This is a genomic window from Pseudomonas muyukensis (assembly GCF_019139535.1).
Classification (GTDB): domain Bacteria; phylum Pseudomonadota; class Gammaproteobacteria; order Pseudomonadales; family Pseudomonadaceae; genus Aquipseudomonas; species Aquipseudomonas muyukensis.
In genome coordinates this window covers 1,132,503-1,145,374 of record NZ_CP077073.1, presented here as the reverse complement: position 1 = coordinate 1,145,374, position 12,872 = coordinate 1,132,503, and the positions used below count along the sequence as shown (strand labels likewise).

The window sequence follows — 12,872 nt, the reverse complement described above, 5'->3', positions numbered from 1 at the left end:
GATGAGCGAATACTCCCTTTTCACTTCCGAGTCCGTGTCCGAAGGGCATCCGGACAAGATCGCCGACCAGATCTCCGACGCGGTCCTGGACGCGATCATCGCCCAGGACAAGTACGCCCGCGTGGCCTGCGAGACCCTGGTCAAGACCGGTGTCGCCATCATCGCCGGTGAAGTCACCACCTCGGCCTGGGTCGACCTGGAAGACCTGGTGCGCAAGGTGATCATCGACATCGGCTACAACAGCTCCGACGTCGGTTTCGACGGCGCCACCTGCGCGGTGATGAACATCATCGGCAAGCAGTCGGTGGACATCGCCCAGGGCGTCGATCGCTCCAAGCCGGAAGACCAGGGCGCAGGCGACCAGGGCCTGATGTTCGGCTATGCCAGCAACGAGACCGAAGTGCTGATGCCGGCGCCGATCTGCTTCTCGCACCGTCTGGTCGAGCGCCAGGCCGAGGCGCGCAAGTCCGGCCTGCTGCCGTGGCTGCGCCCGGACGCCAAGTCCCAGGTCACCTGCCGCTACGAAAATGGCAAGGTAGTGGGCATCGACGCGGTGGTGCTGTCGACCCAACACAACCCTGAGGTGTCGCAGAAAGACCTGCAGGAAGCGGTGATGGAGCTGATCGTCAAGCACACCCTGCCGGCCGAACTGCTGCACAAAGGCACCCAGTTCCACATCAACCCGACCGGCAACTTCATCATCGGTGGCCCGGTGGGCGACTGCGGCCTGACCGGCCGCAAGATCATCGTCGACTCCTACGGCGGCATGGCCCGTCACGGTGGTGGCGCGTTCTCCGGCAAGGACCCGTCCAAGGTCGACCGTTCCGCCGCCTATGCCGGCCGCTACGTGGCCAAGAACATCGTCGCTGCAGGCCTGGCCGAACGTTGCGAGATCCAGGTGTCCTACGCCATCGGCGTGGCCCAGCCGACCTCCATCTCGATCAACACCTTCGGCACCGGCAAGGTGTCCGACGACAAGATCATCCAGCTGGTGCGCGAGTGCTTCGACCTGCGCCCGTACGCCATCACCACCATGCTCGACCTGCTGCACCCGATGTACCAGGAAACCGCTGCCTACGGCCACTTCGGCCGCGAGCCGCAGCAGAAGACCGTCGGCGACGACACCTTCACCACCTTCACCTGGGAGCGCACCGACCGCGCCGCCGCCCTGCGCGACGCTGCCGGCCTGTAAGCCTTCAGCTCCAGTACTGAAAAGCCCCTGCCGAGCGATCGGCAGGGGCTTTTTAACATCTGGCACAAAAGGCCGGATGGCCAAGAAACATCGCGAAATAACTGATCCTGGGCAAGAAACCGCTACCCAGGGTTTATAAACCTGAAAAACCAAGGCAGGATTTGCCCCTACTTTTTTTGCCGCCCGCCCCGTCAAGGAGGCTTTCATGCAACGCACTTCCATTCTCGCCGTGCTGGCAACCGTCGGCCTGCTCGCCGGCGTCGCGCAAGCCGCCCAACCCGATCCCGGCCTGACCGGCTGCGCCGCCAAGCGCAGTGCCATCGAGAACCAACTGAAGATCGCCCGCGACCACGGCAACAGCGACCAGGTGGCCGGGCTTGAAGAAGCGCTGCGCGGGGTCGAGCACTGCACTGACAGCGGCCTGCGCAAAGAGCGCGAGCAGAAAGTGCTCGATGCCCGCCACGAAGTGGCGCAGCGCGAGAAAGACTTGAAAAAAGCCGAGAAGAAAGGCGATTCCGAGAAGATCAACAAGCGCAAGGACAAGCTGGCCGAGTCGCGCAAGGAACTGCAGGAAGCAGTGGACGACCTCGACCGCTGAGCCCCGCGCCGATCAGTGTAGGAGCGGCCTTGTGTCGCGATGGGCCGCGCAGCGGCCCCGGCGATCTATGCATCAAGGCTGAAATCCTGGGGCCGCTGTGCGGCCCATCGCGACACAAGGTCGCTCCTACAGGGATCTGGGCCGGCGGCGGGATATCGAGAGCGCTCGCGCCAAGATGCCATCAATGATTGCGGAACTCGCTATGACAGGCCTTGCACGCCGCCTCGACCTTGTCCATCGGTGCCTTGAGCTGCGCGGCGTCCAGTGGCTGGCTGCGGGTCACCGCGACCAGCTCGCCGGTGACGCCCTCCAGCTGCCGGGCCAGGTCATGGAAGCGCGCCTGGCGCTCCCAGACCTCCACCCGCGCACTGCTGTCACCCTCGTCGCGCACCTGCGGGAAGTGCTGCCAGGGCTCATGGGCCAGGCCATCGAGCCGTTGCGCCCCGTCGGCGAACTTCGCCCCGTCGAACGGCAGGCGCCCGCGCAGCATGCCGCCCATGTCCTCGCTGGTCTTGAGCATCTGCTTGAAGATCGCCTTGCGCTGGCCCAGCGGCGAGTTGGGGTCGACGCCGTCACAGGCGCTCAAGGCAAGGGCGGCGAACAGTACTACGGTCAATCGCTTGTACATCACGGTCTCTTTGGCCAGGAAAACGGGCGGCCAGTATCGCCGCGCACCGGGCAAAGACCAATAGCCACACAGAAAACAAGGGCGAATATTCATGTTTCGCCCCACACAGGACCGACCCGATGAAATCTGCATTGCGCCATCTCGCCTGGGCCCTGCCGGCCTTGGCGCTGCTGGCCGGCTGCAACGGCGGCGAAAGCGCCAAGCCGCAACCTCACGCCATCGCCACCTACGTACCGGCCACCTGGAACGACCTGCCCCCGGTCAGCGACGACGACTTGCTGGCCGGCTTCTACGCCTGGCGCAGCGGCTGCGAAAAGCTCAAGCGCGACCCAGTATGGGCCGCCACCTGCGAGGCAGCGGGCAGCGCCACGGCGAGCGCCGCCCAGGTGCGCACCTTCCTCGAGCAGAACCTGCAGGTGTATGGCCTGCGTTCGGCCGAGAACAACGCCAACGGCCTGATCACCGGCTACTACGAACCGGTCTACCCCGGTAGCCTGGCACGTACCGAGGCGGCGCAGGTGCCGGTGTATGGCGTGCCCGAGGACATGATCGTGGTCGACCTGGCCAGTGTGTACCCCGAGCTCAAGGGCAAACGCCTGCGTGGCCGCCTGGACGGTCGTGTGCTCAAACCCTACGACACCGCCGAGGTGATCAACCGTGATGGCGCCAAGGCACCGGTACTGGCCTGGCTGACCGACCCGATGGACCTGCAGTTCCTGCAAATCCAGGGTTCGGGCCGGGTCCAGCTGGAAGATGGCCGCCAACTGCGGCTGGGCTACGCCGACCAGAACGGCCACCCCTACCGGCCAATCGGGCGCTGGTTGGTGGAACAGGGCCAGTTGCCCAAGGAGCAGGTGACCATGGGCAGTATCCACGCCTGGGCCGTGGCCAACCCGCAACGCGTGCCGGAGCTGCTGGCCAGCAACCCCAGCTATGTGTTCTTCAGCACCCGCCCGGACAGCAACGAAGGCCCGCGCGGCTCGCTGAACGTGCCGCTGACCGCGGGCTACAGCGTGGCCATCGACCGCAAGGTGATTCCGCTGGGCAGCCTGTTGTGGCTGTCGACCACACGGCCTGACGGCTCACCGGTCGTGCGCCCGGTCGGCGCCCAGGACACCGGCGGCGCGATTACCGGCGAGGTGCGCGCGGACCTGTTCTGGGGCACCGGGCCCGAGGCCGGCGAGTTGGCGGGAAACATGAAGCAGCAGGGGCAGATCTGGATGCTCTGGCCCAAGGGCCAGCCATTGCCAGAGGTGCCTAAAGCCCCATGAGGCCCCCGAACCCTACCCTGTAGGAGCCAGCTTGCTGGCGAACCACGCGCCTCGGTGCATGCCACCGGCTATGCCGGTGTTCGCCGGCAAGCCGGCTCCTACGGGCGAATCAGCCCCGCGCGAGGCTAGATCGACACCACGAAGAACGCCACGATCAGCGCCACCCCGGCAAACCACACCAGCGACCGCAACGCCGCCCAGTCCGCCAGGTAGCAGATGATGTAGAGCAAGCGGCTGGTGATGTACATCACCCCCAGGACATCCTGGGTCACCTGCTCGGCATTGCCGACGATATCCGCTACCAGCACCGCCGCGGCAAACGCCGGGAATGCCTCGTAGCCATTCTGCTGCGCGGCATGGGCACGCCGTGGCAGGCCCGCCAGGGTATCAAGGAAGGCGCGAGGATCGTGATTGTCCTTGAGGCGGAACCGGCCGCTGCTCACCTTGGCGATCAAGGCACACAGCGGGTTCAGCAGCAGCGCGATCAGGATGCACCACAGGGCAACGGTCATGCTCAGGACTCCTTGTTCAAAAATGGGTTAGAGCTTCATCACCAGCATGCCAGCCAGGACCAGCCCGCAAGCTAGGAGTCTCGGCCCGCCAAAAGGTTCTTTGAGGTAGCGCATGCCCAGCAGCACCACCAGGATCACGCTCAACTCACGCAGGGCCGCCGCCTCGGCCACCGAGCCCAGGTGCATGGCCCACAGCACCAGGGCGTAGCTGAACAGCACGCAGAAACCGACCGCCAGCCCCAGCCGCCATTGAGTGCGCCAGAACAGCATGAACGGCCCTCGTCGAGCCACAACGGCCAGCAGCGGGAACGGCCAGGAACTGAGCAGGCTCAGCCACACCAGGTAATCCCACGGTTTGCCCCACAGGCGCACCGCCTGGCCGTCGAACCAGGTGTAGCAGCCGATGCACAGGCCAATCAGCGCCACCACCGGCAGCATCGACCAGGGCAGGCGGTCGCCGCCGCCGCCCTGCCAGAGCAGGCACGCCATGCCACAGGGGATCAGCAGGATGCCGATGATCTGCTGCTGGCTCAGCGATTCGCCGGCAAAGGCCAGGGTCAGGCCCAGCACCACCAATGGCGACAGGCCGCGCATCAGCGGATAGACCAGGCCCAGGTCGCCAACCCGATAGGCCTGGATCAGCAGGAAGCGGTACAACTGCTCGGCCAGGGCCGAAGCCAGCAGCCAGGGCCAGATCTGGGCGGGCGGGAACTCGGTGAAGGCCACGGCGCACACGGCGAACAGCAGCGCCACCAGGTCCATGCTGGCGATCACCAGCAGGCGCTCGGCGCTGAATTTGATCAGGGTGTTCCAGGTGGCATGGAGCAGGGCTGCGACCAGTACCAGGGAAGTTGCCAGCACGCCGTAAGGTCCTTGTGACGTTTTTGAGGGATGAATATATAGCGTTGGGTTGCGAGTTGCCTGAATGTGTATGCCGGGAGAGTTTCAGTGCCTGTGAGATCAAGCGCCGCCCGCGCGGCGCTCGATCTCACAGGCGTTGAAAATGTTGTGACATGCACCTCGTCGCCCTAATGCGCCCTTCAACTGTGAACATCCGGAACAATTCCAACAATCCTGGTCAAATCCTGTGTCCTGATCCCCTCGCCAGATCATCAAAGAACTGCCCGAGCCATTCGGGTAACGACTTGGAAGCCACTGTCACAGGATTCGGGATGCTTGAATTAGTTGCCGCGTTTATCTGCCTCACCACCCTGCTCACTTATGTGAACTACCGCTTCATCGGCCTGCCGCCGGCCATCGGCGTGATGGTCACCGCCTTGCTGTTCTCCCTCATCCTGCAGGGCTTGAGCCTGATCGGCTTCCCTGGCCTGGAAGAACGCGTCGAAGGCCTGATGAACCAGATCGACTTCAACGACCTGCTGATGCACTGGATGCTGTCGTTCTTGCTGTTCGCCGGCGCATTGCACGTCAACCTCAGCGATTTGCGCAGCTACCGCTGGCCGATCGGCCTGCTGGCCACCCTCGGCGTGCTGATCGCCACCGTGGTGATCGGCTACCTGGCGCACTGGGTGTTCGCCCTGTTCGGCTGGCAGGTGCCGCTGATCTACTGCCTGCTGTTCGGTGCACTGATCTCGCCGACCGACCCGATCGCCGTGCTCGGCGCCCTGCGTACCGCCAACGCCTCCAAGCCGCTGAAGACCACCATCGTCGGCGAGTCGCTGTTCAACGACGGCACCGCGGTGGTGGTGTTCACCGTGCTGCTGGGCATCATCCAGCTGGGCGAGACGCCGAGCGTGGCCGACACCGCCATCCTGTTCGCCCGCGAAGCCATTGGCGGCATCGCCTTCGGCGGCCTGATCGGCTATGCCACCTACCGCATGATCAAGAGCGTCGAGCAGTACCAGGTCGAGGTGATGCTGACCCTGGCGCTGGTCATCGGCGGCTCGGCGATGTGCTACGAGCTGCACGTCTCGGCACCGATCGCCATGGTGGTGGCCGGCCTGATCATCGGCAACCTGGGGCGCAACCTGGCGATGAACGACATGACCCGTCGCTACATGGACGGTTTCTGGGAACTGATCGACGACATGCTCAACGCCCTGCTGTTCGCGCTGATCGGCCTGGAGCTGTTGCTGCTGCCGTTCAACTGGCTGCACCTGGCGGCCGGTGGCGTGCTGGCGGTGGCGGTGCTGGCCTCGCGCCTGCTGACCGTGGCCCCGGCGATCGTCCTGCTGCGCCGCTGGCGCAGTGTGCCGCAAGGCACCATCCGCGTGCTGACCTGGGGTGGCCTGCGCGGCGGCGTCTCGGTGGCCCTGGCGCTGTCGCTGCCACAGGGCGATGAGCGCGACCTGCTGCTGTCGATCACCTACATCGTGGTGCTGTCGTCGATCCTGGTGCAGGGTCTGACGGTCGGCAAGGTGGTGCGCAAGGTCAGCACACAGCCTTGAGACTCTGGGGCCGCTGCGCGGCCCTTTCGCGACACAAGGCCGCTCCTACAACCCACGTAGGAGCGGCCTTGTGTCGCGAAAGGGCTGCACAGCAGCCCCGGGACCGTCATTCCACCGCAGAGTCCGGGAACTGGTCCTGGATGTACTTGATCTCGGTACGCCCGTGCGCCGCCGGCAAGCCGTCCTCGCCGAGGTTGACGAAGACCATCTTGTCGACCGTGAGGATGGCCTTGCGGGTGATCTTGTTGCGCACCTCGCACTTGAGGGTGATCGAGGTGCGGCCAAACTCGGTGGCGGTGATGCCCAGCTCGATGATGTCGCCCTGGCGCGAGGCGCTGACGAAGTTGATCTCCGAGATGTACTTGGTCACCACCCGCTGGTTGCCCAGCTGGACGATGGCGTAGATCGCCGCCTCTTCGTCGATCCAGCGCAGCAGGCTGCCACCGAACAAGGTGCCGTTGGGGTTGAGGTCTTCGGGTTTTACCCATTTGCGGGTGTGAAAGTTCATCTGTACTCCTGACCGGCTCGGCTAACGTGCGCTCATGATGGCAGACCCCTTGGTCACGCTCCATTGAACATCGACTATCGTCTCGATTAATCGACAGAAAGTCTTGGGTGTGTCACATGCCCACGGCTATAATCCCTGCCGATTCAAATGGCCCCCGCAGTGGCGGCCATCCCGCCACCCGACCGAGGGGCGCTGCAGCAGGTTCGTCCTGTCAGGCTCGGTTGGGGCGTTGTCCGCCAAGCGGACGCTCAACGCACAACGGCGCCCATTCGCACACTACGAATGGAGGCTCTCGATGAGCGCTGTAAACACGCCTGCTGGTTTTTCCGACTTCAAGGTCGCCGACATCTCCCTGGCCGACTGGGGCCGCAAGGAAGTCATCATCGCCGAATCGGAAATGCCGGCACTGATGGGCCTGCGCCGCAAGTACCAAGCCGAGCAACCGCTCAAGGGCGCGAAGATCATCGGCTGCATCCACATGACCATCCAGACCGCCGTGCTGATCGAGACCCTGGTCGCCCTGGGCGCTGAAGTACGCTGGTCGTCCTGCAACATCTTCTCCACCCAGGACCAGGCCGCCGCCGCCATCGCCGCCGCCGGCATCCCGGTGTTCGCCTGGAAAGGCGAAACCGAGCAGGAATACGAGTGGTGCATCGAGCAGACCATCCTCAAGGATGGCCAGCCATGGGATGCCAACATGGTGCTGGACGACGGTGGCGACCTGACCGAAATCCTGCACAAGAAATACCCGGCCATGCTGGACAAGATCCACGGCGTGACCGAAGAGACCACCACCGGCGTGCACCGCCTGCTCGACATGCTGGCCAAGGGCGAGCTGAAAGTCCCGGCGATCAACGTCAACGACTCGGTCACCAAGAGCAAGAACGACAACAAGTACGGCTGCCGTCACAGCCTGAACGATGCCATCAAGCGCGGCACCGACCACCTGCTGTCGGGCAAGCAGGCCCTGGTGATCGGCTACGGTGACGTGGGCAAGGGCTCGGCCCAGTCGCTGCGCCAGGAAGGCATGATCGTCAAGGTCACCGAAGTCGACCCGATCTGCGCCATGCAAGCGTGCATGGACGGCTTCGAAGTGGTCTCGCCGTTCAAGGACGGCATCAACACCGGTACCGAGGCCGGCATCAACAAGGACCTGCTGGGCCGCATCGACCTGATCGTCACCACCACCGGTAACGTCAACGTCTGCGACGCCAACATGCTCAAGGCCCTGAAGAAGCGCGCCGTGGTCTGCAACATCGGCCACTTCGACAACGAGATCGACACCGCCTTCATGCGCAAGCACTGGGCATGGGAAGAGGTCAAGCCGCAGGTGCACAAGATCCACCGCACCGGCGCTGGCGTGTTCGACCCGCAGAACGACGACTACCTGATCCTGCTGGCCGAAGGCCGCCTGGTCAACCTGGGCAACGCCACTGGTCACCCAAGCCGCATCATGGATGGCTCGTTCGCCAACCAGGTGCTGGCGCAGATCTTCCTGTTCGAGCAGAAGTTCGCCGAACTGCCAGCCGCCAAGAAGGCCGAGCGCCTGACCGTGGAAGTGCTGCCGAAGAAACTCGACGAAGAAGTGGCCCTGGAAATGGTCCGCGGCTTCGGCGGCGTGGTCACCCAGCTGACCCCGCAGCAGGCCGAGTACATCGGTGTCACCGTCGAAGGCCCGTTCAAGCCGGACGCCTACCGCTACTAAGCGGCTGGTTGCCAGTGCCCGGCGTCACGCCTGGCACTGGCAGGCAACGTTTCGAACCGATGTCCGAGCCAGGCCGGCCCCCACCGTCCTGGCTTTTATTTGCAGGCTGCCGCCCCCGGGCGCGCTGCCGAAGGAACCCGAGATGTCACAAGAACGCCGCTACAGTTTCGAATTCTTCCCGACCAAGACCGACGCCGGCCACGAAAAACTGATGGGCGTCGCCCGCCAGCTGGCCAGCTACAACCCGGATTTCTTCTCCTGCACCTATGGCGCCGGGGGTTCGACCCGCGACCGCACGCTGAACACCGTGCTGCAGCTGGAAAGCGAAGTGAAGGTCCCGGCCGCCCCGCACCTGTCCTGCGTGGGTGACAGCAAGGACGACCTGCGCGCCCTGCTCGCCGAGTACCAGGCCGCCGGCATCAAGCGCATCGTCGCCCTGCGTGGCGACCTGCCGTCCGGCATGGGCATGGCCAGCGGCGAGCTGCGCTACGCCAGCGACCTGGTCGAGTTCATTCGCCAGGAGACGGGTAGCCACTTCCACCTGGAAGTCGCCGCCTACCCGGAGATGCACCCGCAGGCACGCAACTTCGAAGCGGACCTGGCCAACTTCGTACACAAGGTCAAGGCCGGTGCCGACAGCGCCATCACCCAGTACTTCTTCAACGCCGACAGCTACTTCTACTTCGTCGAGCGCGCGGGCAAGCTGGGCGTGGACATCCCGGTGGTGCCGGGCATCATGCCGATCACCAACTACAGCAAGCTAGCCCGCTTCTCCGACGCCTGCGGCGCCGAAATCCCCCGCTGGATCCGCAAGCAGCTGGAAGCCTATGCCGATGACACCGCGAGCATCCAGGCCTTCGGCGAGGAAGTGATCAGCCGCATGTGCGAACAGCTGCTGCAAGGCGGCGCGCCAGGGCTGCACTTCTACACCTTGAACCAGGCCGAGCCGAGCCTGGCGATCTGGAACAACCTGAAGCTGCCCCGCTGATGGCCGCAGGCAAGGCATTGGCTGCGGCCATTGCCTTGCCCGTGCCAACACCCAGCGACAAAAGCCCACTGGTCTTGCCTGGGCTGCCAGCGTAATCTCGCGCCATGCGCCTGCTGATGCCTTCCCTCCTGCTGTTGCTGCTCGCCTGCCTGAGCCCGCTGGCACAGGCGGAACGCCTGCGCATTGTCAGCGACGACTGGGCGCCCTACCTGTTCCAGGCCAACAACCGGCCCCAGGGCATCGACTACGAAGTGACCAACGAGGTGTTCCGACGCCTGGGCATCGAGGTGCAGTGGCAGTTCCTGCCCTGGCGGCGCTGCCTGGCCATGGTCGAGCAAGGCCTGGCGGACGGCGTGATGGATATCTTCCAGGTCGAGTCGCGCCGCGACTACCTGGTCTACCCGGACGAGCCGATGTCGCAGGTCGAATTCGTCCTGTACCAGGCCCGCAGCCGGCCGCACCCGGTGCGCCGCCTGGAAGACCTGGCCGGGCTGACCGTGGGCACTTCGCCGGGCTATACCTATAACCCCGCCTTCAGCGACTCGCCGCTGTTCCGCCGCGAATCGGCCCCCAGCCATGAAGCCAACTTCGGCAAGCTGATGCTCGGGCGCATCGACCTGCTGGTAACCGATCGCCGCCTCGGCCACTACCTGAGCCGCCAACTGGGCATCGAGCAGGACGTCGAAGCGCTGCCGCTGGTCATCAGCCGCCACCCACAGTACCTGGGGCTGGCCCGCAAGCCAGGGCGCGAAGCCCTGGCCCAGGCCTTCGCCGATGAACTGCGACGCTTCAAGCAGGAGCCTGCCTATGCCGCGATCAGCGCCCGCTACCTCGGCCAGCAGGATTTTCCTTTCGCCGTTGAGCAGCAGGAAAGCGGCACACGCTGATTGCTCTGTTATACTCGAGCCTTCCCGCCCGGCTCACGCCCGGACGCTCGGCCTCGCCATCGGCATCTCGACCCGCAGCAGCGCACCCCTGGTGCCCGCCCGCCGCCTCCAGGATGCGCAGTGAACGCCCAGCTGGACCGGACGCGATCGCATCCCGCCGATGCCCGTCGCGCCAGGCAGAACACCCCATCGGGCCCAGCCCCCACGAGAACAGGATTGCCCATGTCCTTTGCTTCCCTCGGTCTCTCCGAGGCTCTTGTCCGCGCTATCGAGGCTGCGGGCTACACCCAGCCCACCCCGGTGCAACAGCGGGCGATTCCCGCCGTGTTGCAAGGTCGCGACCTGATGGTCGCCGCCCAGACAGGTACTGGTAAAACCGGCGGCTTCGCCCTGCCGATCCTCGAGCGCCTGTTCCCGGGCGGCCACCCCGACAAGTCGCAACGCCACGGCCCGCGCCAGCCGCGCGTGCTGGTGCTGACGCCGACCCGCGAGCTGGCCGCCCAGGTGCATGACAGCTTCAAGATCTACGCCCGCGACCTGAACTTCATCAGCGCCTGCATCTTCGGCGGCGTCGGCATGAACCCACAGGTCCAGGCCATGGCCAAGGGCGTCGACGTACTGGTCGCCTGCCCGGGCCGCCTGCTCGACCTGGCCGGCCAGGGCAGCGTCGACTTGTCTCGGGTCGAGATCCTGGTGCTGGACGAAGCCGACCGCATGCTCGACATGGGCTTCATCCACGATGTCAAGAAAGTGCTGGCGCGCCTGCCGGCCAAGCGCCAGAACCTGCTGTTCTCGGCGACCTTCTCCAAGGACATCACCGACCTCGCCGACAAACTGCTGCACAACCCCGAGCGCATCGAGGTCACGCCGCCGAACACCACCGTCGAGCGTATCGAGCAGCGGGTCTACCGCCTGCCGGCCAGCCACAAGCGCGCACTGCTGGCACACTTGATCACCCTCGGGGCCTGGGAACAGGTGCTGGTGTTCACCCGTACCAAGCACGGCGCCAACCGCCTGGCCGAGTACCTGGAAAAGCACGGCCTGAGCGCCGCCGCGATCCACGGCAACAAGAGCCAGAACGCCCGCACCAAGGCCCTGGCCGACTTCAAGGCCAACACCGTGCGCGTGCTGGTGGCCACTGATATCGCTGCCCGCGGCCTGGACATCGACCAGTTGCCCCACGTGGTCAACTTCGAGCTGCCCAACGTCGAGGAAGACTACGTCCACCGTATCGGCCGTACCGGCCGCGCCGGTCGTTCGGGCGAGGCCATCTCGATGGTCGCCCCGGATGAAGAGAAGCTGCTCAAGAGCATCGAGCGCGTCACCAAGCAGCGGATCCCGGACGGCGACCTGATGGGCTTCGACGCTTCGCAGGTCGAAGCGGAAAAGCCGGAAGTCCGCGAGCGCCCGCAAAACAACGGCCGCGGTGGCCGCAACCAGCAGTCGCGTGGCGAAGGCAGCAAGGACAGCGGGGGTCGCAAGGACAAGGGCAAGGACAAAGGCCGTAACAAGCCTGCGGCCGAGAAGCCCGCCGAGAAGGAGAAGTCTGGCGACAAGCAGCAGCAAGGCCAGCAGCGCAAGCCACGCGACAAGAAACCCCGCCAGCAGCAGTCGGCCCAAGGCCAGAAGGCCATGCCGGCGGTACCTGCCGACCGTGACCCGGAAGAATTCCTCGACGACGACGTCGACAACTTCGGTAATCGCGCCGACTACGTCAGCCCCTACCAGAACGCCAAGAACCAGGGCCGCAATCGTCGCCCAGGTGGCGGCGGCCAGGCTCAAGGCCAGGGGCAGCGCAGTGGCGGCGGCCAAGGCCAGGGGCAAGCCCGTGGCAATGGCCAGCAGCGTCAAGGCCAGGGCCAGGGCGGCGACAAGCGTCCTCGCAACGGCGGCGGCAGCAATGGCGGCGCCCGTCGTGACAACAACGCCGGGCGCAACCGCCGTGACGACTCGGCCCGCCAGGAGCCTGCCGTGCGCAACCCGCGCGAATCGCAGAGCGCGCCGGTGATCATCCGCAAGGAATCCAAGCTCGACCGCTACCCGACGCCCGAGCAACTGGACGACCTGCCAGCCCGCCCACGCGGTGAGCGCCCGGCCTTGCTGACCCGCAAAGGCTGATTGAAACACCGAGGGGCTGCTATGCAGCCCTTTCGCGGCACAAGGCCGCTCCTACCG

12 protein-coding genes and 1 riboswitch are annotated in these 12,872 nt (G+C 65.3%); of the genes, 8 read left to right on the top strand and 4 right to left on the bottom strand.

All coding sequences use genetic code 11. The features are described from left to right. Position 1 precedes the first annotated feature (1 nt). Together metK and KSS95_RS05185 are read left to right on the top strand one after the other, a co-directional pair. Positions 2-1,192, top strand: a complete 1,191-nt coding sequence (gene metK, locus KSS95_RS05190) for a methionine adenosyltransferase (protein WP_217852229.1) — start codon at positions 2-4, stop codon at positions 1,190-1,192. 205 nt (positions 1,193-1,397) lie between these two features. Continuing rightward, on the top strand, positions 1,398-1,790 hold the full coding sequence (locus KSS95_RS05185) for a DUF1090 domain-containing protein (protein WP_217852227.1): 393 nt from the start codon (positions 1,398-1,400) through the stop codon (positions 1,788-1,790). Between the two features lie 181 nt (positions 1,791-1,971). On the opposite strand, the gene KSS95_RS05180 is transcribed toward KSS95_RS05185, so the two are convergent. Continuing rightward, entirely contained in the window at positions 1,972-2,418 is a 447-nt protein-coding gene (locus tag KSS95_RS05180) for a c-type cytochrome (protein ID WP_217852226.1), read from the bottom strand. A 119-nt stretch (positions 2,419-2,537) separates the two neighbouring features. Here KSS95_RS05180 and mltA point away from each other — a divergent pair, with 119 nt between their 5' ends. Further along, complete coding sequence (mltA, locus tag KSS95_RS05175) at positions 2,538-3,689, top strand: murein transglycosylase A (protein ID WP_217852224.1); 1,152 nt, start codon at positions 2,538-2,540, stop codon at positions 3,687-3,689. 125 nt (positions 3,690-3,814) lie between these two features. Here mltA and KSS95_RS05170 read toward each other — a convergent pair whose 3' ends face one another. Further along, complete coding sequence (locus tag KSS95_RS05170) at positions 3,815-4,201, bottom strand: MAPEG family protein (protein ID WP_217852222.1); 387 nt, start codon at positions 4,199-4,201, stop codon at positions 3,815-3,817. Positions 4,202-4,228: 27 nt separating this feature from the next. Beyond that, complete coding sequence (locus KSS95_RS05165; RefSeq protein WP_217852220.1) at positions 4,229-5,062, bottom strand: EamA family transporter; 834 nt, start codon at positions 5,060-5,062, stop codon at positions 4,229-4,231. Positions 5,063-5,373: 311 nt separating this feature from the next. Here KSS95_RS05165 and KSS95_RS05160 point away from each other — a divergent pair, with 311 nt between their 5' ends. Beyond that, entirely contained in the window at positions 5,374-6,609 is a 1,236-nt protein-coding gene (locus KSS95_RS05160; protein ID WP_217852218.1) for a cation:proton antiporter, read from the top strand. Positions 6,610-6,715: 106 nt separating this feature from the next. Here the strand turns inward: KSS95_RS05160 and KSS95_RS05155 are convergent, their stop codons facing one another. Further along, positions 6,716-7,117 carry an acyl-CoA thioesterase gene (locus KSS95_RS05155; protein WP_003257757.1) on the bottom strand — a complete coding sequence of 134 codons (402 nt, stop codon included), beginning with the start codon at positions 7,115-7,117 and terminating at the stop codon, positions 6,716-6,718. 178 nt (positions 7,118-7,295) lie between these two features. Continuing rightward, a riboswitch (S-adenosyl-L-homocysteine riboswitch) is annotated at positions 7,296-7,391 on the top strand. A gap of 21 nt (positions 7,392-7,412) precedes the next feature. Here KSS95_RS05155 and ahcY point away from each other — a divergent pair. The 4 genes from ahcY to rhlE2 all read left to right on the top strand — a co-directional run bounded on the left by ahcY (position 7,413) and on the right by rhlE2 (position 12,815). Beyond that, entirely contained in the window at positions 7,413-8,822 is a 1,410-nt protein-coding gene (gene ahcY, locus KSS95_RS05150) for an adenosylhomocysteinase (protein WP_217852216.1), read from the top strand. 142 nt (positions 8,823-8,964) lie between these two features. Next, the gene (metF, locus tag KSS95_RS05145; protein WP_217852214.1) at positions 8,965-9,810 is read left to right on the top strand and encodes a methylenetetrahydrofolate reductase [NAD(P)H]; all 846 of its coding nucleotides are present in this window, start codon (positions 8,965-8,967) and stop codon (positions 9,808-9,810) included. A 116-nt stretch (positions 9,811-9,926) separates the two neighbouring features. Beyond that, entirely contained in the window at positions 9,927-10,697 is a 771-nt protein-coding gene (locus tag KSS95_RS05140) for a substrate-binding periplasmic protein (RefSeq protein WP_217852212.1), read from the top strand. Positions 10,698-10,919: 222 nt separating this feature from the next. Beyond that, the gene (gene rhlE2, locus KSS95_RS05135) at positions 10,920-12,815 is read left to right on the top strand and encodes an RNA helicase RhlE2 (RefSeq protein WP_217852210.1); all 1,896 of its coding nucleotides are present in this window, start codon (positions 10,920-10,922) and stop codon (positions 12,813-12,815) included. Positions 12,816-12,872: the final 57 nt, after the last annotated feature.

Bases quoted from the DNA above. Each gene is read 5' to 3' on its own strand.
- KSS95_RS05155 (WP_003257757.1), bottom strand. From the start codon at position 7,117: ATGAACTTTCACACCCGCAAATGGGTAAAACCCGAAGACCTCAACCCC.
- metK (WP_217852229.1), top strand. From the start codon at position 2: ATGAGCGAATACTCCCTTTTCACTTCCGAGTCCGTGTCCGAAGGGCAT.
- ahcY (WP_217852216.1), top strand. From the start codon at position 7,413: ATGAGCGCTGTAAACACGCCTGCTGGTTTTTCCGACTTCAAGGTCGCC.
- KSS95_RS05140 (WP_217852212.1), top strand. From the start codon at position 9,927: ATGCCTTCCCTCCTGCTGTTGCTGCTCGCCTGCCTGAGCCCGCTGGCA.
- rhlE2 (WP_217852210.1), top strand. From the start codon at position 10,920: ATGTCCTTTGCTTCCCTCGGTCTCTCCGAGGCTCTTGTCCGCGCTATC.
- mltA (WP_217852224.1), top strand. From the start codon at position 2,538: ATGAAATCTGCATTGCGCCATCTCGCCTGGGCCCTGCCGGCCTTGGCG.
- metF (WP_217852214.1), top strand. From the start codon at position 8,965: ATGTCACAAGAACGCCGCTACAGTTTCGAATTCTTCCCGACCAAGACC.
- KSS95_RS05185 (WP_217852227.1), top strand. From the start codon at position 1,398: ATGCAACGCACTTCCATTCTCGCCGTGCTGGCAACCGTCGGCCTGCTC.
- KSS95_RS05170 (WP_217852222.1), bottom strand. From the start codon at position 4,201: ATGACCGTTGCCCTGTGGTGCATCCTGATCGCGCTGCTGCTGAACCCG.
- KSS95_RS05180 (WP_217852226.1), bottom strand. From the start codon at position 2,418: ATGTACAAGCGATTGACCGTAGTACTGTTCGCCGCCCTTGCCTTGAGC.
- KSS95_RS05160 (WP_217852218.1), top strand. From the start codon at position 5,374: ATGCTTGAATTAGTTGCCGCGTTTATCTGCCTCACCACCCTGCTCACT.